The sequence below is a fragment of the Pseudomonas batumici genome (assembly GCF_000820515.1).
GTDB lineage: Bacteria > Pseudomonadota > Gammaproteobacteria > Pseudomonadales > Pseudomonadaceae > Aquipseudomonas > Aquipseudomonas batumici.
This window is the reverse complement of sequence record NZ_JXDG01000054.1, coordinates 70844-88390: the sequence shown is the minus strand read 5'-3', so window position 1 is coordinate 88390 and position 17547 is coordinate 70844. Positions and strand designations below refer to the sequence as shown.

Here is a 17547-nt window from a genome sequence, read left to right as displayed (position 1 = left end):
CATGATTGCCCGCCGCCTGCAAATCAATAAGTGGCCCGAAGGACAATCTTCGATAAGATCAGGCCAAACCGCTGCCCTGAGTCCACAGCAGATGAGCACGATCCATATCGCCGTGATCGCCTTCAACGGCATCAGCCCTTTTCATTTGTCCGTGCCGACACTGGTATTCGATGAGCAGCGCAAAGGCATCGAGATGCCGCGCTTCTCCCTCAAGGTCTGCGGATTCGAGCCAAGCCCACTGAGTACCTCCGCAGGTTTCGATATCCAGGTTCGCCATGGTCTTGAGGCCCTGGACCAGGCCGACGTGATCATCATGCCGTCCTGGCGCGACACCGAAGAGCGGCCACCCGAGCCGTTGCTGGAAGCGCTACGCCAGGCATACCACCGAGGCACGCGCATCGTCGGCCTGTGCCTGGGGGCTTTTGTCCTCGCCGAAGCCGGGCTGCTGGACGGACGCAAGGCCACCACCCACTGGCACTGGGCCGCGGCCTTCGCCCGCCGCTACCCGCGGGTGCTGCTGGATGCCGACGTGCTGTATGCCGAATCCGATCACTTGCTGACCTCGGCCGGCACCGCCGCCGGCCTGGATTGCTGCCTGTACCTGATGCAGCAACTGTGCGGTGCCGAGGTCACGCACAAGGTGGCCCGGCGACTGGTGGTCGCACCCCATCGCTCAGGTGGACAGGCGCAATTCATCGAGCGACCGCTGCCCATGGCCGCCGAGCAGGATCGCATAGGGCAACTGTTGCAATGGCTCGGGCGAAACTTCACCCGGAACCATTCCCTGGATGAGCTGGCGGACCGGACAGCGATGAGTCGTCGCTCATTCACCCGGCACTTTCGGCAACTGACCGGGACCACCGTTGGCCAGTGGCTGCTGGGGCAACGCCTGAGTCATGCCCAGCGTCTGCTGGAAAGCAGCGACCAGAGTATTGAGGCCATTGCCCTGGAGGCAGGCTTCGGCAGCGCCCTGTCGTTGCGCCAGCATTTCAACGCCTCGCTACGGATTTCGCCGTCGGCTTATCGGGCACAGTTTGTCGGGCGCCAAGCCTGATGCCCGTCAGCGAATGCCGGACACTGTCCCTGCAGGAGCCAGCCGGCATCCAGCACGGGCTCCGCACCCCGCACCGGTCGCTTGATTTCATCGCCGCGCACCAGCGCACTGCGCAAAATCGCAAAACGCGCCCGGTTGATGTGTCCGCCGGAGCCATAGGTGGCGGCCTTGCCCAATTTCGCGGCGACCCCGGTTTCGCCACCGAACCAACCGGCACCGATGCCCAGGCGCGCCATGACGAATGCATGATCGCGGAGAATCGCCGCACAGGCCTGGATCAGTTCGATAAACCCCTGGGTCGCGACATCCATGGCCTCCAGGCCATGCAACTGGGCAATGCGCTTGCCGATCCACACCCCCTGGGTCCTGAGCAGCAGCGCATCGACGCAGTCATGGGCCAGCTCGACCCGACGCCGCGGATCGGGCTCTTGCAACATCGCCTGCCTGAGGGTCCGCAGGGCAAACGCCATGGGCACCGCCCCCTGGGGTAGCATCCGCCGCGAGGGCAGCACATGGGAGAGCAATTGATGCAAGCCGAACAGGCTCTCGGGCTGCAGGAACAAGCGTGCCTGGGCAGACAACGGTTGCCAGGCCACCTCCTGCAACAGGCTGAGCATTTGCGTCAGGTCGGCGGACTGGAGCTGCAAGGCCAACTGGGCGGACGCCGGCGATGGCGTCCGGGTGCCGGGGCGTGGGGGAATCGTCATGGCGCGCCGTGGTCATTCCGCTAAAAGGCCTCAGTCTGACCAGCGCCCCCACCTTCGATCTTGCAATAACCGATCAGCCGGACCACCGGCTCAGACCACCAGGTCCCGCGCCGGACGGCGCCACGACAACATCAGCAAGGCCCCCAGGGACAGCCCGATCAACATCGCGGCATAGCCATCCGTCGTCGCGATCAGACCAAAATGGTGGCTCAGGTTACCCGCCAGCAACGCCGGCAGGCAGAACGCCAGGTAGCTCAACACATAAAAGGCCGCCATCAGCCCCGCCCGCTCATGGGGCAAGGCCAGCGGCAGCACGCTGCGCAAGGCGCCGAGGAAGCCCGAACCGAAACCGCTGCCCGCCACCAGGGTCGCGAAGAGAAACAGCGGCAGACTGGCGCTGTGCACGGCCAGCAGGATCAGGCTGACACCGGTCGCCAGCAAAGCGGCCCCCAGGCGCAGGACTCTTTCCCCAGGACGGTTGCGCAAAGTGAAGATGGCCAGCGCCCCACTGAGGGTCAGCACCGCCACCAGGACGCCGCCGATCAGGTTGGAGGTCGAGCCGGTGGCGGCCCGTACCAGCGAAGGCGCGAGCGACAGGTAGAAACCGCCCACGGCCCAGACCGCGACGTCCACCGGCAACGACAGCCACAGGGCCCGACGCGCTTGCGGCGGCACATGCAGGGTCGGGCGCAACGACGCCAGGGCGCCCGGCTGCGCACTGACCGTTTCCGGCAGGCGCCAGACAAACAGCGCCTGCAGCACCAGCAGGCCGAACAGAATCCAGTAGACCAACTGCATCGGGTGAGGCGCGAACTCCACCAGCAGCCCGGAACCGAGACCACCGCAGGCCATCCCCAGCAGGGGGGCAAGACTGTTGATCAGCGGTCCCTTGCGGTTGTCGTTGTCCAGCAGGGTCGCACCCAGTACGCTGGTGGCCATGCCGGTGGCAAAGCCTTGCAGCGCCCGCGCGGCGATCAGCAACGCGGCGCTGTCGGCCAGGATGAACAACAGCATCGCGCCGATATCCAACAGCAGCGCGGCAAAGATCACCGGCCTGCGGCCCAGGTGGTCGGACAGCGAACCGACCGTCAGCAGCGCTGCCAGCAGACTCAGGGCATACACCCCGAAGATCAGCGTCAGGGTTGCCGCGGAAAACTGCAGGGTTTCCTGGTACAGGTGGTACAAGGGCGTCGGCGCGCTGGAGGCGGCCAGAAAGGTCAACAAGGTGATCGACAGGAACACCAGGCTGGCACGGTTGGAAACCGGCGTTTCGACGCTATTGGACATGAGCATACTCCATAAAAGCTAAAATTTTGCTTTTGCGGAGTGTGCTACGGCTTTTCGCTTAAAGCAAATTCTTTGTGTTAAGGTTTTGGCATGGCGATCAAAGAAAGTGTACGTCCGGGTGGTCGCAGCGCCCGGGTGCAGGAATCGATTCATCAGGCCGTCCGTGCGCTTCTCGAAGAGCAGGACCGCGCGAGCCTGACCGTCCCGCAGATTGCGGCGCGGGCCGGCGTCACGCCCTCGACCATCTATCGGCGCTGGGGCGACCTGGCGGCGTTGCTGGCGGATGTGGCGTTTGCCCGCATGCGCCCGGAGGCCGAACCGGCCAACACCGGCAGCCTGCGCGGCGACCTGCAGGCCTGGGCCGAACAGTACCTGGATGAAATCAGCTCGGAACCGGGTCGGCAGATGATGCGTGATGTGCAATGCCGCGCCACCACCGGCTATTGCACGACCATCCTCGGCGGGCAGTTGCAGAGTATTCTCGATCGCTACCCGGATGAAACGCAGCCCGGCGTCGAGCACCTGCTCGACCTGATCGTCGCGCCGACGGTGTTCCGCGTGCTGTTCTCGGACAAGGCGTTGAGTGTCGAAGCCTTACACCGGCAGATAGACCTGGCACTCGCCTCTGCGTAGACCTTGTGGGAGCCGGCTTGCTGGCGATGGCGTCCGGGTAGTCACCGCAGGGCTCAAGGGCCTCATCGCCAGCAAGCCGGCTCCTACAATGTTCCAGCCAATGGAACGGTATCGTCATGCCCAGTGCCCCGAGCAGGGCTGCGACCTTGGTCGACACTGACGCCGCCCGGCCATCGTGCGAGACTGTAGTGCCAGGGCCGGACTGCCCTGGGAATGTCTTTTGCCCGGAGTTTCCATGTCACTGTCCAGCGGGCTGATCGCCGCCGTCGCCCTGGCCTATATGGCCATCATGTTCGCCATCGCCTTTTATGGCGACCGCCGCAGCGCGCCCCTGCCGCCGCGCATGCGGGCCTGGGTGTACAGCCTGTCCCTGGCCGTCTATTGCACCAGCTGGACCTTCTTCGGCGCGGTCGGCCAGGCCGCCGACCAGCTCTGGGCATTCCTGCCGATCTACCTGGGCCCCGTGCTGTTGCTGGTGTGCGCGCCCTGGGTCCTGCAAAAGATGGTGCTGATCAGCAAACAGGAAAACATCACCTCCATCGCCGACTTCATCGCCGCCCGCTATGGCAAGTCGCAGACCCTGGCGGTGGTGGTGGCGCTGATCTGCCTGGTCGGCGTGCTGCCGTATATCGCCCTGCAACTCAAGGCCATCGTCCTCGGCGTCAACCTGCTGATCGGCGCCGGCGCCGATGCCATGGGCGTGCGGGCCCAGGACACGGCGCTGGTGGTGTCGCTGATCCTGGCGCTGTTCACCATCGTCTTCGGTACCCGCAACCTCGACGCCACCGAACACCACCGGGGCATGGTGCTGGCGATCGCCTTCGAATCGCTGGTCAAGCTGTTGGCCTTTCTCGCCGTCGGGGCCTTCATCACCTACGGCCTGTATGACGGTTTCGACGACCTGTTCGACCAGGCCCGCACCTCGGCGCTGCTGGCGCAATACTGGGAGGAAACGGTCAACTGGCCGTCCATGGTGGTGCAGACCGGCGTGGCGATGATGGCGATCATCTGCCTGCCCCGGCAGTTCCATGTCACCGTGGTGGAGAACATCGAGCCGCAGGACCTGCGCCTGGCCAAGTGGGTGTTCCCCGCCTACCTGATCCTGGCGGCGCTGTTCGTGGTGCCCATCGCCCTGGCCGGGCGCATGATGTTGCCCACGGACGTATTACGCGATTCCTACGTCATCAGCCTGCCCCTGGCCCAGGCCCATCCGGCGCTGGCCTTGCTGGCCTTTATCGGCGGTGCCTCGGCAGCCACCGGCATGGTGATCGTCGCCAGCGTCGCGCTGTCGACCATGGTCTCCAACGACATGCTGCTGCCCTGGTTGCTGCGTCGGCAGAACTCCGAGCGACCGTTCGAAGTCTTCCGCCACTGGATGCTCTCGGTGCGCCGGGTCAGCATCGTCGCCATCCTCCTGCTGGCCTACGTCAGCTACCGCCTGCTGGGCTCGAACGCGAGCCTGGCGACCATCGGCCAGATCGCCTTCGCCGCCGTGACCCAACTGGCGCCGGCCATGCTCGGCGCGCTGTACTGGAAACAGGCCAACCGGCGCGGTGTATTTGCCGGGATCGCCGGGGGCACCTTCCTCTGGTTCTACACCCTGGTCCTGCCGATCACCGCCCACAGCCTGGGCTGGTCGCTGAACAGCTTCCCTGGCCTGGCGTGGCTGCATGCCAACCCGCTGAACCTGCCGATCAGCCCCCTGACCCAAGGCGTGGTGCTGTCCCTGGCGGGCAACTTCACCTTGTTCGCCTGGGTCTCGGTGCTGTCGCGCACGCGGGTCTCCGAGCACTGGCAGGCCGGACGCTTCATCGGCCAGGAACTCCACGCCCGCCCCGGCGGCCGTTCGCTGCTGGCGGTGCAGATCGAAGACCTGCTGACCCTCGCCGCACGCTTTGTCGGCGAGGAGCGCGCGCAGCAGAGCTTTATCCGCTTCGCCTATCGCCAGGGCAAGGCTTTCAACCCGAACCAGAACGCCGACAGCGACTGGATCGCCCACACCGAACGCCTGCTGGCCGGGGTACTCGGGGCCTCCTCGACCCGGGCGGTGGTGAGAGCCGCCATCGAAGGGCGGGAAATGCAGCTCGAAGACGTGGTGCGCATCGCCGACGAAGCCTCCGAAGTGCTGCAGTTCAACCGGGCCCTGCTGCAGGGCGCCATCGAAAACATCACCCAGGGCATCAGCGTGGTCGACCAGTCGTTGAAGCTGGTGGCCTGGAACCGTCGCTACCTGGAACTGTTCAACTTCCCGGACGGCCTGATCAGCGTCGGCCGGCCGATTGCCGATATCATTCGCTACAACGCCGAACGTGGCCTGCTCGGCCCCGGCGAGGCCGAAGTGCATGTCGCGCGGCGCCTGCACTGGATGCGCCAGGGCCGCGCGCATACCTCGGAGCGCCTGTTCCCCAACGGACGGGTGATCGAACTGATCGGCAACCCGATGCCCGGTGGCGGTTTCGTCATGAGTTTCACCGACATCACCGCGTTCCGCGAGGCCGAACAGGCCCTCACCGAGGCCAACGAGGGGCTGGAGCAGCGCGTCGCCGAACGGACCCACGAACTGTCGCAACTGAACGTCGCCCTGACCGAGGCCAAGGGCACGGCGGAAGCCGCCAACCAGTCCAAGACCCGTTTCCTGGCGGCGGTCAGCCATGACCTGATGCAGCCGCTGAATGCCGCCCGGCTGTTCTCCGCCGCCCTCTCCCACCAGGACGACAGCCTGTCCCGGGACGCCCGGCAACTGGTCCAGCACCTGGACAGCTCGCTGCGCTCGGCCGAAGACCTGATCAGCGACCTGCTGGACATTTCGCGTCTGGAAAACGGCAAGATCACGCCCCATCCGCAGCCCTTTGTCCTCAACGAGCTGTTCGACACCCTGGGGGCGGAGTTCAAGGCCCTGGCCCAGGAACAGGGCATGAGCTTCCGGGTCCGCGGCAGTCGCCTGCCGGTGAACAGCGACATCAAGCTGTTGCGCCGGATCCTGCAGAACTTCCTGACCAATGCCTTCCGCTACGCCAAGGGTCCGGTCCTGCTCGGGGTACGGCGCCAGGGAGGGCAACTGTCGCTGGAGGTCTGGGACCGCGGGCCGGGCATTCCCGAGGACAAGCGCCAGGTGATTTTCGAAGAGTTCAAACGCCTGGACAGCCACCAGACCCGTGCCGAAAAGGGCCTGGGCCTGGGCCTGGCGATTGCCGACGGGCTGTGCCGGGTGCTGGGGCATCGCCTGCAAGTGCGCTCCTGGCCCGGGCGCGGCAGTGTCTTCAGCGTCAGCGTGCCGCTGGCCCGCCAGCAGGCAAGCGCGGCCGGCGAGCGCGCACCGGTCAACGGCCAGGCACTGAGCGGTGCGCAGGTGTTATGCGTGGATAACGAGGACAGTATCCTGATCGGCATGCATAGCCTGCTGACCCGCTGGGGCTGCCGGGTATCGACCGCGCGCAATCGCGAGGAATGCGCCACGTTGCTCGATGGCGGCCTGCGCCCGCAACTGGCGCTGGTGGACTATCACCTGGATGACGGCGAGACCGGTACCGGCCTGATGACCTGGATGCGCACGCGCCTGGCGGAGCCGCTGCCCGGGGTGGTCATCAGCGCCGACCTGCGCCCGGAGACCGTCGCGCAGGTGCATGGGGCAGGATTGGAGTACCTGGCCAAGCCGGTGAAGCCGGCGGCATTGCGGGCCTTGTTGAGCCGGCATCTGCCCCTCTGAAAGACCGGTTCACTGTAGGAGCGAGCTTGCTCGCGATGGACGTCAACGATGACGCTAGGCACCTGATACCCCGCGGTGTCCTGACTACCATCGCGAGCAATCGAGCGTCGACCGGCTGCTCCTACAGGGACCAATGTTCGCCTTAAGATCAGTCCGGCAGTTGCACCACGCCGTCCTCGTCGGTCATCGCCCGCTCCAGCAGCTCCGCCGGCAGGCTCTTGCTCGCCCGCGCCCCCAGCAACTTGAGTTGTTCGCTGCGGCTGATCAGGTTGCCACGCCCCTCGGTCAGCTTGTTCCGCGCGGCGGCGTAGGCCTTGTCCAGTTGCTGGAGGCGATTGCCCACCTCGTCCAGGTCCTGGATGAACAGCACGAACTTGTCGTACAGCCAGCCGGCCCGCTCGGCGATTTCCCGGGCGTTCTGGCTCTGCCGCTCCTGCTTCCAGAGGCTGTCGATCACCCGCAAGGTGGCGAGCAAGGTGGTCGGGCTGACAATCACGATATTGCGGTCGAAGGCTTCCTGGAACAGGTTCGGCTCGGCCTGCAGGGCCGCCGAAAACGCCGCCTCGATGGGCACGAACAGCAAGACGAAATCCAGGCTGTGCAAACCCTCCAGGCGTTTGTAGTCCTTGTCGGACAGCCCCTTGACGTGATTGCGCAGCGACAGCACATGCTGCTTGAGCGCCGCCTGGCCGATCACCTCGTCGGCGGCGCCCACGTAGTGTTGATAGGCGGTCAGGCTGACCTTGGAGTCCACCACCACCTGCTTGTCACCGGGCAGCAGGATCAGCACATCCGGCTGGAAACGCTCGCCGTCCGGCCCCTTCAGACTGACCTGGGTCTGGTACTCGCGGCCCTTTTCCAGCCCGGCATGCTCAAGCACCCGCTCGAGGATCAACTCGCCCCAGTTACCCTGGGTCTTCTGGCCCTTGAGCGCCCGGGTCAGGTTGGTCGCCTCATCGCTCAGACGCAGGTTCAACTGCTGCAGACGCTCCAGTTCCTTGCCCAGGGAGAAGCGTTCACGGGCTTCTTGTTGATAACTTTCTTCCACGCGTTTTTCGAAGGACTGGATGCGTTCTTTCAACGGGTCGAGCAATTGTCCGAGGCGTTGCTGGCTGTTTTCGGCAAAACGCGCCTCGCGCTCGTCGAAGATCTTCCCGGCCAGTTCGGCAAACTGGGCACGCAATTCGTCCCGCGAACCCTGCAGGTCGTTCAGGCGCTGCTGATGGCTGTCCTGCTGTTCGCGCAGCTCGGCGCCCAAGGACGCCGCCTGGGCATCCAGCCGGCGTAGTTCGACCTCCTTCTGCGCACGCTCCAGGTTCCAGGCGTGGGCGGCGTCGCGGGCGTTGTCGCGCTCGATCTGCAGCAATTCGACTTCCCGGCGCAACGCAGCCAGCTCCGCCTGCTTGACGGTATTGGCCTGACTCAGGTCGCTGACCTCGTCGCGGCAGGCGTCCAGCTGCGCGTTGACACCGTCCAACCCCAGGCGGGCACTGCTCAAGCGCTCGTCCAGCAGCCCCAGTTCGACCTGGGCGGCACTTGCCCGGCGTTGCAACTGCCAGGCCAGCGCCAGCAGCGGCAGCGCCGCGCCCGCCAAACCCAGCAAGAGACTGGTCAGATCCAACGCCATAAGAACTCCCAAGCAGCCAACAGGTGGTAAAGAATCAAGGGTAACGAAGGTGATCGGCGACGGACAGCTCGAGGCGAGGAGAAATCCTGTCGGATACGGATGCAAGCAAGGCAACTGACCGAAGTTTCATGTGGCACTGCACGCCAGATCGCGGGGCGCGCCACTCTACGCTCTTTTTCGCACGGGTAAAGTCGAAAAAACGCCGCATGCCCGGGCTAGAGCAAGCGCTTGGGACAATCCACAGAAGCTGTGGATAACTCAGTGGACAACCCCTCTCCAACCCTCGCAAAGCCGCATGGAACGGGGCTCGCAGTCAAACTGTCGATTTTTTCACCAATAAAAAAAGACGATATTTTTCATTGACTTGTATGGGCGATACAGGCATTCGAGCGACAGATTGCCCAGGTGACAGTCAGGTGACAAGCCGTACCGTAATTGTGCACAAGTAGTGCGATAACGGTTATATCGACGCACCGTTTTTGCACAGGCAGGGGCAACCCACCCTTTTCACCCGCCCTGGCACCGGTCCGTCCGCCCCGGCGAGCGGAGGGTCCGCCGCTCCCTGTCGACGAGATCCGGCTTCGACCGAAGGCAGCGTCCCCGATGGATATTTTTCGCCAGTACCCTTCCCTTATCCGTTTCAATGCGATAGTATCCGCGCCGTTAGTACCAAGCTGAAAGTCAATTCCGGTCGAACATATCCCCACAAGCACGCTCCGAATGGATCAGTCGCTCGAAAAAGGGATCGACCCCTCGATGGTTTCCAGGTAAATCTTTCCCAGCACAGCCTTTTGAAAGGCCGCTGCCGAATGTTGTTACTCTGACCGAACCAACCTGCAAGATTGATCAGGATCTTCACCCCGGGCCCAGAACCTTTGCCCTTGCCGTGATTGCCTGCCCTCCTGAGTACCTACCTGCCAGCCCAAGCGCCACTTAATCTCATGCGCTGCAAACTGGCTGCTTTGTTCCAGTCAGGTTCTTCGTCCGCCCCATTGTGGTTCGACGCTACTGGAACGTTTTAACGTTACACGGATCAGATTCCGTGTCATTTGCAGGGACACCTAATAATTATGTCGACTCAAATCCAGACCCAGGATGCTATTCGCACCCTCACCAACGCCTTCGCACCGATGAACTGCCTGATCATGGCCGCTCGCAAAGGCAGTTTCAGCTTCACGCTGGTCAACGAACACGGTATCGCTCGTCACAGCGAACGCCTGTATCCAGACCAGTATTCCAGCGCCGAACCGCTGCAGGCAGTGATCGAACGCACGCGCCAGGCCCTGGTTGCCTGAAGCTCGAAACAAGCAGTAACTCAAAAGCCCGGCACTTATCGCCGGGCTTTTTATTGCCTGAAGTTTCGCGATTTTGGCTGTATAGCTAAGTACGAATAAATATATAAGCCGCATGCTCATGGCTTAAATATTTTAAAAACAGTCCTTTACAGCGAAGATATGACACTACACTTCAACTCAAGCGGCCCGGGCCGCTTCCGGCGGGCCTGAACGCCTCCATCGCTGCCAGGGGCCAGGCCACGCCGACCAATAAAAATCGCCGATCACACGGCAGGAGCATCGAGGGTGTCATGGGTATCGCCGCCAGGGAACTGCGCCTTTATGTGATTCGTCCGACCCTGATGTACCTGGGCCGCCACAGCCCGAGCGCCGAAGCCCTGCTGCTGGGCATCGCCGCCAGCCAGTCGGACCTGGGCTCGGCCCTGCATGATCGCCGTGGACACGGCCTGTATTGCATCGACGAAAGTCGCCATGCCGCGCTCTGGGACCGTTACCTGGCCACGGACCCGGAATTGGCCAGCCTGGTTCGCGGCCTGGCCAGCCAGCACGCTTTTTTCAGCAACCCGAACCTCGAACTTGCCGTGAACCTGCGCTACGCCACCGCCATCGCCTGGTTGCTGGTGGAAGAACACCACCCTCACCTGCCCGCCATCGACGATCTGCTCGGTATGGCGCGGATCTGGCGACAGATTTTCCACCCACAAGGACGCCTGAGAGATTTCACTCGAGCCTGGCAAAGCTGTGACCCATCAGTCACTCCGATCGCTTGCTAGAGCAAAGGAACAGTATCTGAAAAAACCTACCGATTCTGGTCGGATTGTCCTACAAAACCGCTCTATCTCCTGCGATACAGCCTATAGCGCCGACGCGAAAATGTTGGTAGTTTTCGCCTCGGTGATCACACGGAGTTCTAATAATGAAAAAAGTAATACTCAAGACCACACTCAGCCTTTCTGTTGCCCTGGCATCCACCCAGCTTTTCGCGAGTGGCTTTGCCCTCAACGAGCAGAGCATCAGCGGGATGGGGATGGGTTATGCGGGTCGATCTTCTGCTGCCGATGATCCAAGCACTGTCTATGGCAACCCTGCCGGTATGTCCCGCCTCAAGGGCCAGCAAATCACCGTCGGCGCCGCGGCTATCGACGCCTCGACCGACATCAAGGACGTCAGCGGCCGCTCAAGGGGCCAGAACGACGGCGACATGGTTCCGTTCACCACGGTCCCCATGCTGTTCTATACCAACCAGCTCAACGACCAATGGTCGATCGGTTTCGGTGCCTACGCGCCCTTCGGCCTGATCACCAACTACGGCTCCAACTTCCAGGGCCGTGCGTTCGGCAGCAAGAGCGAAGTCAAGGTCGCGACCCTGCAACCCACCATCAGCTATGCCTTCAACGACAAGGTATCGGTTGGTTTCGGTCCTACCATCAACCGTATCTCCGGTGAGCTGCAATCGGACTTGACGCTCAACCCTCTGGTTTCGGACGTCAATGTCAAGATCAAGGGCGACGACACGGCATGGGGTTTCAACCTCGGTGTCCTGGTCCAGGCTACTGATACCACGCGCGTAGGCCTGACCTATCACTCGAAGGTCAACTACGATCTGGATGGGCACACACAGATCACCTCGCCCACCGCGCTTACCGGTGCGGTCAACAGCAATCGCTATGATGCCTCGTTGAAAATCACGACGCCGGAATCCTACGACCTGTCGGTCACCCAGGATATGTCGGACGCCTGGAAACTCTATGCAGGCGCCACCTGGACTCGCTGGAGCCGCCTGAAGGACATTACCGTCCAAAACCAAGGCGTGACCGCTGCTTCGGGTGGTGTCCTGTCCCCACAACTGTTCGGTACTATCTCGGAAGAGCAGAACTGGCGCGACACCTGGGCCTATGCCCTGGGTACTTCGTACCAGCTGAACAAACAGTGGGTCCTGCGCACAGGCCTGACCTTCGACCAGTCGCCAACCAACAATACCGACCGTTCGCCACGCATTCCTACCGGTGACCGAACGATCTTCAGCGTCGGTGCCGGTTATGCCGTCAATGACAATCTGACCATCGACGCCGCCGTTTCCTATCTCCAGGAAAAGGACGTCACCGTCAGCAAATCCAACACCCTGGCCAGCTATAACGCCAAATACGAAAACAGCGCATGGGGCTATGGCCTGGGCGCTACGTACAAGTTCTGATTCACCGCTAGCCTGAACCGCTCGTCGGTCGTATAAAAAAACCCGCATCGTCTGATGCGGGTTTTTTATTGCACGATGTTTATGGCGACAGCCTTCTCCAGCACCTTCCTAGCAAGCCCCCATGCCCAACTGCATCAACGCCAGGCCACCCCGATGCCAGCCCCACCAGGCCAGCGCCAACAGCACGGCGATCACCGCCAGGGCCAGGAGCCGCGACCAGAATGCACTCATGCCAGGCCCGCCTGCGCCTGCAAGCGCGCCACGGGCCGCTCACGCACCGGCCAGTTCAAGGCCGCCGCCAGCAGGCTGAGCAGGATAGACACCTGCCAGATCAAGTCGTAGCTGCCAGTACGGTCATACACCACCCCACCGAGCCAGCCACCGAGGAAGGAGCCCAACTGATGGAAGAGGAACACGATCCCGCCGAGCATGGAGAGATTGCGCACGCCGAACAGGGTGGCCACGGTGCCATTGGTCAGGGGCACCGTCGACAGCCAGAGAAAGCCCATTGCCATGCCGAACAGATAGGCACTGAACTGCGTGACGGGCACCCAGAGAAACACCGTGATCACCAGCGCTCGCGCCAGGTACAGGGCGGTCAGCAGCCGCGGCTTGGAGATCCGTCCGCCCAGCCAGCCGGCGGTGTAGGTGCCGAAGATATTGAACAGGCCGATCAGCGCCAGCACCGTGGTCCCGACCGTGGCCGGCAGATGCTGGTCCACCAGGTAGGCCGGCAAGTGCACGCCGATGAATACCACCTGGAAACCGCAGACAAAAAAGCCGAATGCCAGCAACCAGAAGCCGGAATGGGAACAGGCCTCCCGCAGCGCCTCGGACAAGGTCTGCTCGCCCGCCAGCTTGGGCAGCGGCTTATCCTTGAGCATGCTCACCAGCGGCACGATCAGCGCCACCAGCACACCCAGCACCAGCAACGCCGTCGACCAGCCGAGCCAGCCGATCAACCCCAAGGTACCCGGCAGCATGGCGAACTGGCCGAAGGAGCCGGCAGCGCTGGCGATACCCATGCCCATGCTGCGTTTCTCCGGTGGCAAGGCGCGCCCGACCACACCGAGGATCACCGAGAACGAGGTCCCCGACAGGCCGATACCGATCAACAGGCCGGCACTCAGGGACAGGGTCAACGCGGAGTCGGACAGGCCCATGCACACCAATCCGATGGCGTACAGCAGGCCACCGATCAACACCACCTTGGCTGCACCGAAGCGATCGGCCAAGGCCCCGGTGAACGGCTGGGCCAGCCCCCAGATCAGGTTCTGCAAGGCAATGGCAAAGGCGAACACCTCGCGGCCCCAGCCGAATTGCGCGCTCATGGGTGGCAGGAACAGCCCGAAACCATGCCGCACCCCCAGGGACAGCGCCAGAATCAGCGCGCTCCCGAGCAGAATCCAGCCACTTGCACGCCACATCGATGTCATTGTTATGCTCCATTTGCGGGTATATACCCGCTTTATATCAATAAAACGGCGATTACTCGCCGCTTGCCAACTCTTCCAGCAACGCCAGCAGCGCCCTGCGCTTTTCATCCCCCAAGCGCTCCGCCAGACGTTGCTGCGCGGCTTGCCATGCAGGCCCGGCGGCCACCAGCCGCTCGGCCCCGGCATCGGTGAGCCTGACCAGGCGGTTACGCTGGTCGGCGCCTTCGGTCAGGGTGACCAGGCCGTCGCACTCCAACACCCGCAGGTTGCGCCCCAGGGTACTGCGATCCAGGCCCATGGCTTCGGCCAGGCTGGAAATGCTCGGTTGGTCCAGGCGCTGGAGATTGCACAGCAGAGAATACTGGGCGACATTGATCCCGAAGCCGTCGAGAGCGCCGTCGTAATGCCTGCTGACGCCACGAGCGGCGCGACGCAGGCTGATGCACAAGCAATCGGTTGATAACATGATGTGTGTATATACCCGTAACACTTTGAAAACAAGTTTTTGAGCAATATTCAGTGGTGTGACAACCGACACCATCGTCGGAACGCCGCCCGCAGCAAGCCGGCTCCCACAAAGTCTATTCCCGCCGCGAATCTTGTGGGGGCCAGATTGCTGGCTCCCACAAGTGCCGGGCTGGCAGATATTCTGCGGTGGGACACCGATCCGTGGGAGCCGGCTTGCTGGCGATAGCGGTCGCAAGGCTGGCGTAGAACGATCAGACCAACGCCAAGCCCACCAGCACCGCCACTTCCAGCAACTCCAGCAATGCCCCCGCCGTATCACCCGTGGTGCCGCCCAGGCGTCGCATCATCAGTTGCCGCAACCAGCAGAAGCCCAGCACCGCCAGCAACACCGCCCAGGCGCCCTTGAACCCGGCCAGCAAGCCGCAGAACAGTGCGCTCGCCAGCAGCACATACCAGCCGGCCCGCCGTGGCAGATGATCGGCCAACGCCTGCCCCAACCCTCCAGCGCGCACATAAGGCGTGGTCAGGAACAAGCCGAGCAAGGCGCTACGGCCGATCAGCGGCACGAGCAACAACACAAGCGTCTGCCGCTGCTCGATCAACGCCAGCAAGGCACAGAACTTCAACAGCAGCACCAGCACCAGCGTGACTACGGCAATCGGCCCGCTGCGCGGGTCCTTCATGATCAGCAAGGTCCGCTCACGGTCGCCGAAGCCACCCAGCCAGGCATCCGCGCTGTCGGCCAGGCCGTCGAGGTGCAGGCCGCCGCTGAGCAGCACCCAGGCCGTCAGCAACAAGGCGGCGTGAAGCAACAGCGGCGCGCCCGCCAACAGGCCATCGAGCACATAAAGCACGACGCCGAAGAGCAGCCCCACCAATGGATAGCAGAGCAACGAACGCCCCATTTCCCGGGGAGCCGGCATCCCCGGCAAGCGAATCGGCAGGCTGCTGAGAAACTGCAAGGCGATCCAGAACGGCAGGCGGTTCAAGGCGTCTCCCTCAGCCCGCCGTCGGCCGTCGCCTGCAACGCGAACAAGGCGCCATGGGCCACCTCGATCTGCAACAACTGTTCACGCGGCAACCCACGGGCCCTGGCCAGCAAGACCTTCATCACGCCACCATGACTGACCAGCAGCACGCGCTGGCCGGCATAACGCTGGTGCAGGCGCGACACCGCTGTCAGCACCCGCTCGGCAAACCGCTCCACCGGCTCGCCGTCAGGCGGCGTGAAGCCATAGGGGTCTGACCAGAACCGTCCCAGATCATCGGCGTCCGTCTCCATCAACGCCGCCGCGCTCTGCCCTTCCCAGGCACCGAAATGCAACTCCCGCAGGTCGCTCTCGATCTCGACCGGCACACCCAGGCCCGCGCCCAGCTCTTCGGCAAAACGCGCGCAGCGCTGCAAGGGCGAACTGATCACCCGGTCCCAAGGCCCATGTTGCGCCACGCCGGCCCGCATCTGCTCCCAGCCCCGGGGCGTCAAGGCATCGTCCAGGCTACCGCGCAAGCCGCCGCCCAGTTCGGTTTCGCCGTGACGCAACAGGTCCAGGCGCAAGGTCATGCCGGGCGATCCGCCACGGCCGCCTCGGCGAAGGTCGCCATCTGCCCGTGCAGGTCGCAGGCCAGACGCAGCAACGGCACCGCCAGCGCCGCGCCGCTACCCTCGCCCAGACGCAGGCCCAGATCGAGCAAAGGTTCAGCCAGCAGGCTTTCCAGGACATGCCGGTGGCCACGCTCGGCGCCACGGTGGGCGAAGATCAGCCACTGCCGGCACTCGGGATTCAAGCGCACCGCCACCATCGCCGCCACGCTGCAGATAAAGCCATCGACCAGCGCCGCCACGCCTTCCTGGGCACAAGCCAGGTAGGCCCCGGCCAGCGCCGCGATCTCGAAACCACCCAGGCGGAACAACGCCTGCAAGGGGTCGTCGGTGTGTTCGGCATGCAGCGCCAGCGCCCGCTCGATCACCTGCGCCTTGTGGCTGACACCGGCCGGGTCCAGCCCGGTGCCGGGGCCGGCCAACAGCGCCGCCGGGCATTTCAACAGCGCGCAGGCCACGGCGCTGGCCGAGGCCGTATTGCCGATGCCCATTTCGCCGCCGACAAACAACTCGCTGCCCACTGCCACCGCACGCCGCACGCTGTCACGCCCGGCCTCCAGCGCCAACCGGCCCTGGGCTTCGGTCATGGCCGGGGCCTGGGTGAAGTTCGCGGTACCGGCGCCGATCTGCAGATGACGCACACCCGGCAGGTTGAGCATCGGCGTGACGGTACCGAGGTCGTTGACATCCAACTGCGCGCCCAACTGCCGCGCCAGCACGCTGATCGCCGCGCCGCCACCGACGAAGTTGGCGAGCATCTGTCCGGTCACTTCCTGCGGATAAGCCGACACCCCTTCGGCCACCACGCCATGGTCGCCGGCAAAAATCGCGATCCACAGCGTGTCGACCCGCGGCTTGAGCCGCCCCTGCAAACCCGCCAGTTGCACCGCGACCTGCTCCAGCTGGCCCAGGGAGCCGGTGGGCTTGGTCAGTTGCTGCTGACGCTCGAAGGCCGCGTCTTGCGCCTGAAGATCAATTGCCTTGCACGGATTCAGCCACCACGATTCACTCATAACGCAGTTCCTTTCAAAGTCAGAGGCAGGCCGGCGACCGTCAGCACCACACGCTGACAACGCTCGGCCAGAGCTTGATGCAGCCAACCGGCTTCATCGACATAACGGCGAGTCAATTCGCCCAGCGGCACGATACCCAGACCGGTCTCGTTGCTGACAAAAATGATCTCTCCCGGCAATTGCGCCAGGCTTTGCAACAGGGCTTCGCGCTCGACCTTCAGGCGCTCGGCGTCGTCCAGCATCAGCAGGTTGGTCAACCACAGGGTCAGGCAATCCACCAACAGACAGGCGTCGGCCGCCGCGTTCTCGCGCAGTACCCGGGCCAGTTCCAGCGGTTCTTCGATCAACTGCCAATGGGCCGGGCGACGCTGGCGATGCAGGGCGACCCGCTCATTCAATTCGCCGTCCAGCGGCTGGCTGGTGGCGATGTAGGTCACCGGCAGCGCGCTTTCAGCCGCCAGGCGTTCAGCCAGGCGACTCTTGCCGGAACGGGCACCGCCAAGGATCAGTTGCAGCATGGTCCGTAG

Annotated in this window: 16 protein-coding genes; 6 read left to right on the top strand and 10 right to left on the bottom strand. The window is 63.6% G+C overall.

Translation table 11 applies throughout. The annotated features are described in order from the left end of the window. Window positions 1–91 precede the first annotated feature (91 nt). Window positions 92–1054: a GlxA family transcriptional regulator gene (locus tag UCMB321_RS20035; RefSeq protein ID WP_040070166.1), complete on the top strand. Its 963-nt coding sequence runs from the start codon at window positions 92–94 to the stop codon at window positions 1052–1054. On the opposite strand, the gene UCMB321_RS20030 is transcribed toward UCMB321_RS20035, so the two are convergent. Beyond that, entirely contained in the window at window positions 1021–1761 is a 741-nt protein-coding gene (locus UCMB321_RS20030; RefSeq protein ID WP_157016014.1) for a hypothetical protein, read from the bottom strand. The genes UCMB321_RS20035 and UCMB321_RS20030 overlap by 34 nt on opposite strands. 90 nt (window positions 1762–1851) lie before the next feature. After that, complete coding sequence (locus UCMB321_RS20025) at window positions 1852–3048, bottom strand: MFS transporter (RefSeq protein WP_040070165.1); 1197 nt, start codon at window positions 3046–3048, stop codon at window positions 1852–1854. Between the two features lie 90 nt (window positions 3049–3138). On the opposite strand from UCMB321_RS20025, the gene UCMB321_RS20020 reads away from it, so the two are divergent. After that, window positions 3139–3681 carry a TetR/AcrR family transcriptional regulator gene (locus UCMB321_RS20020; RefSeq protein WP_040070164.1) on the top strand — a complete coding sequence of 181 codons (543 nt, stop codon included), beginning with the start codon at window positions 3139–3141 and terminating at the stop codon, window positions 3679–3681. A 235-nt stretch (window positions 3682–3916) separates the two neighbouring features. Continuing rightward, window positions 3917–7387, top strand: a complete 3471-nt coding sequence (locus tag UCMB321_RS20015; protein ID WP_040070163.1) for a hybrid sensor histidine kinase/response regulator — start codon at window positions 3917–3919, stop codon at window positions 7385–7387. 148 nt (window positions 7388–7535) lie between these two features. Here the strand turns inward: UCMB321_RS20015 and UCMB321_RS20010 are convergent, their stop codons facing one another. Further along, window positions 7536–8900, bottom strand: a complete 1365-nt coding sequence (locus UCMB321_RS20010) for a DNA recombination protein RmuC (RefSeq protein WP_167337452.1) — start codon at window positions 8898–8900, stop codon at window positions 7536–7538. A gap of 1184 nt (window positions 8901–10084) precedes the next feature. On the opposite strand from UCMB321_RS20010, the gene UCMB321_RS20005 reads away from it, so the two are divergent. The 3 genes from UCMB321_RS20005 to UCMB321_RS19995 all read left to right on the top strand — a co-directional run bounded on the left by UCMB321_RS20005 (window position 10085) and on the right by UCMB321_RS19995 (window position 12503). After that, complete coding sequence (locus UCMB321_RS20005; protein ID WP_040070161.1) at window positions 10085–10309, top strand: hypothetical protein; 225 nt, start codon at window positions 10085–10087, stop codon at window positions 10307–10309. A gap of 290 nt (window positions 10310–10599) precedes the next feature. Beyond that, on the top strand, window positions 10600–11082 hold the full coding sequence (locus UCMB321_RS20000; protein ID WP_040070160.1) for a hypothetical protein: 483 nt from the start codon (window positions 10600–10602) through the stop codon (window positions 11080–11082). 143 nt (window positions 11083–11225) lie between these two features. Continuing rightward, on the top strand, window positions 11226–12503 hold the full coding sequence (locus tag UCMB321_RS19995) for an OmpP1/FadL family transporter (RefSeq protein WP_040070159.1): 1278 nt from the start codon (window positions 11226–11228) through the stop codon (window positions 12501–12503). 108 nt (window positions 12504–12611) lie between these two features. On the opposite strand, the gene UCMB321_RS31615 is transcribed toward UCMB321_RS19995, so the two are convergent. From UCMB321_RS31615 to cobU, 7 genes are all read right to left on the bottom strand, one after another. Further along, the gene (locus UCMB321_RS31615; RefSeq protein ID WP_280806659.1) at window positions 12612–12734 is read right to left on the bottom strand and encodes a hypothetical protein; all 123 of its coding nucleotides are present in this window, start codon (window positions 12732–12734) and stop codon (window positions 12612–12614) included. Next, complete coding sequence (locus UCMB321_RS19990) at window positions 12731–13930, bottom strand: MFS transporter (RefSeq protein WP_167337451.1); 1200 nt, start codon at window positions 13928–13930, stop codon at window positions 12731–12733. The genes UCMB321_RS31615 and UCMB321_RS19990 overlap by 4 nt, the downstream gene beginning before the upstream one ends. Before the next feature lie 61 nt (window positions 13931–13991). Continuing rightward, on the bottom strand, window positions 13992–14405 hold the full coding sequence (locus UCMB321_RS19985; protein WP_040070157.1) for a MarR family winged helix-turn-helix transcriptional regulator: 414 nt from the start codon (window positions 14403–14405) through the stop codon (window positions 13992–13994). 253 nt (window positions 14406–14658) lie between these two features. Continuing rightward, a complete protein-coding gene (locus UCMB321_RS19980) occupies window positions 14659–15396 on the bottom strand; it encodes an adenosylcobinamide-GDP ribazoletransferase (RefSeq protein WP_040070156.1) in 738 nt (245 codons plus the stop codon). Continuing rightward, window positions 15393–15968, bottom strand: a complete 576-nt coding sequence (gene cobC, locus UCMB321_RS19975) for an alpha-ribazole phosphatase family protein (RefSeq protein WP_040070155.1) — start codon at window positions 15966–15968, stop codon at window positions 15393–15395. Before cobC ends, UCMB321_RS19980 begins: the two co-directional genes overlap by 4 nt. Next, a complete protein-coding gene (cobT, locus tag UCMB321_RS19970) occupies window positions 15965–17020 on the bottom strand; it encodes a nicotinate-nucleotide--dimethylbenzimidazole phosphoribosyltransferase (RefSeq protein ID WP_040070154.1) in 1056 nt (351 codons plus the stop codon). The genes cobC and cobT overlap by 4 nt, the downstream gene beginning before the upstream one ends. Then, entirely contained in the window at window positions 17017–17538 is a 522-nt protein-coding gene (gene cobU, locus UCMB321_RS19965) for a bifunctional adenosylcobinamide kinase/adenosylcobinamide-phosphate guanylyltransferase (protein WP_040070153.1), read from the bottom strand. Before cobU ends, cobT begins: the two co-directional genes overlap by 4 nt. Window positions 17539–17547 lie beyond the last annotated feature (9 nt).

Excerpts from the sequence above, each read along its gene's own strand:
- cobT (WP_040070154.1), bottom strand. The coding sequence starts at position 17,020 with ATGAGTGAATCGTGGTGGCTGAATCCGTGCAAGGCAATTGATCTTCAG.
- UCMB321_RS20000 (WP_040070160.1), top strand. The coding sequence starts at position 10,600 with ATGGGTATCGCCGCCAGGGAACTGCGCCTTTATGTGATTCGTCCGACC.
- UCMB321_RS19990 (WP_167337451.1), bottom strand. The coding sequence starts at position 13,930 with ATGTGGCGTGCAAGTGGCTGGATTCTGCTCGGGAGCGCGCTGATTCTG.
- UCMB321_RS19995 (WP_040070159.1), top strand. The coding sequence starts at position 11,226 with ATGAAAAAAGTAATACTCAAGACCACACTCAGCCTTTCTGTTGCCCTG.
- UCMB321_RS31615 (WP_280806659.1), bottom strand. The coding sequence starts at position 12,734 with ATGAGTGCATTCTGGTCGCGGCTCCTGGCCCTGGCGGTGATCGCCGTG.
- UCMB321_RS20020 (WP_040070164.1), top strand. The coding sequence starts at position 3,139 with ATGGCGATCAAAGAAAGTGTACGTCCGGGTGGTCGCAGCGCCCGGGTG.
- cobU (WP_040070153.1), bottom strand. The coding sequence starts at position 17,538 with ATGCTGCAACTGATCCTTGGCGGTGCCCGTTCCGGCAAGAGTCGCCTG.
- UCMB321_RS20030 (WP_157016014.1), bottom strand. The coding sequence starts at position 1,761 with ATGACGATTCCCCCACGCCCCGGCACCCGGACGCCATCGCCGGCGTCC.
- UCMB321_RS20015 (WP_040070163.1), top strand. The coding sequence starts at position 3,917 with ATGTCACTGTCCAGCGGGCTGATCGCCGCCGTCGCCCTGGCCTATATG.
- cobC (WP_040070155.1), bottom strand. The coding sequence starts at position 15,968 with ATGACCTTGCGCCTGGACCTGTTGCGTCACGGCGAAACCGAACTGGGC.
- UCMB321_RS20025 (WP_040070165.1), bottom strand. The coding sequence starts at position 3,048 with ATGTCCAATAGCGTCGAAACGCCGGTTTCCAACCGTGCCAGCCTGGTG.
- UCMB321_RS20005 (WP_040070161.1), top strand. The coding sequence starts at position 10,085 with ATGTCGACTCAAATCCAGACCCAGGATGCTATTCGCACCCTCACCAAC.
- UCMB321_RS20035 (WP_040070166.1), top strand. The coding sequence starts at position 92 with ATGAGCACGATCCATATCGCCGTGATCGCCTTCAACGGCATCAGCCCT.
- UCMB321_RS19985 (WP_040070157.1), bottom strand. The coding sequence starts at position 14,405 with ATGTTATCAACCGATTGCTTGTGCATCAGCCTGCGTCGCGCCGCTCGT.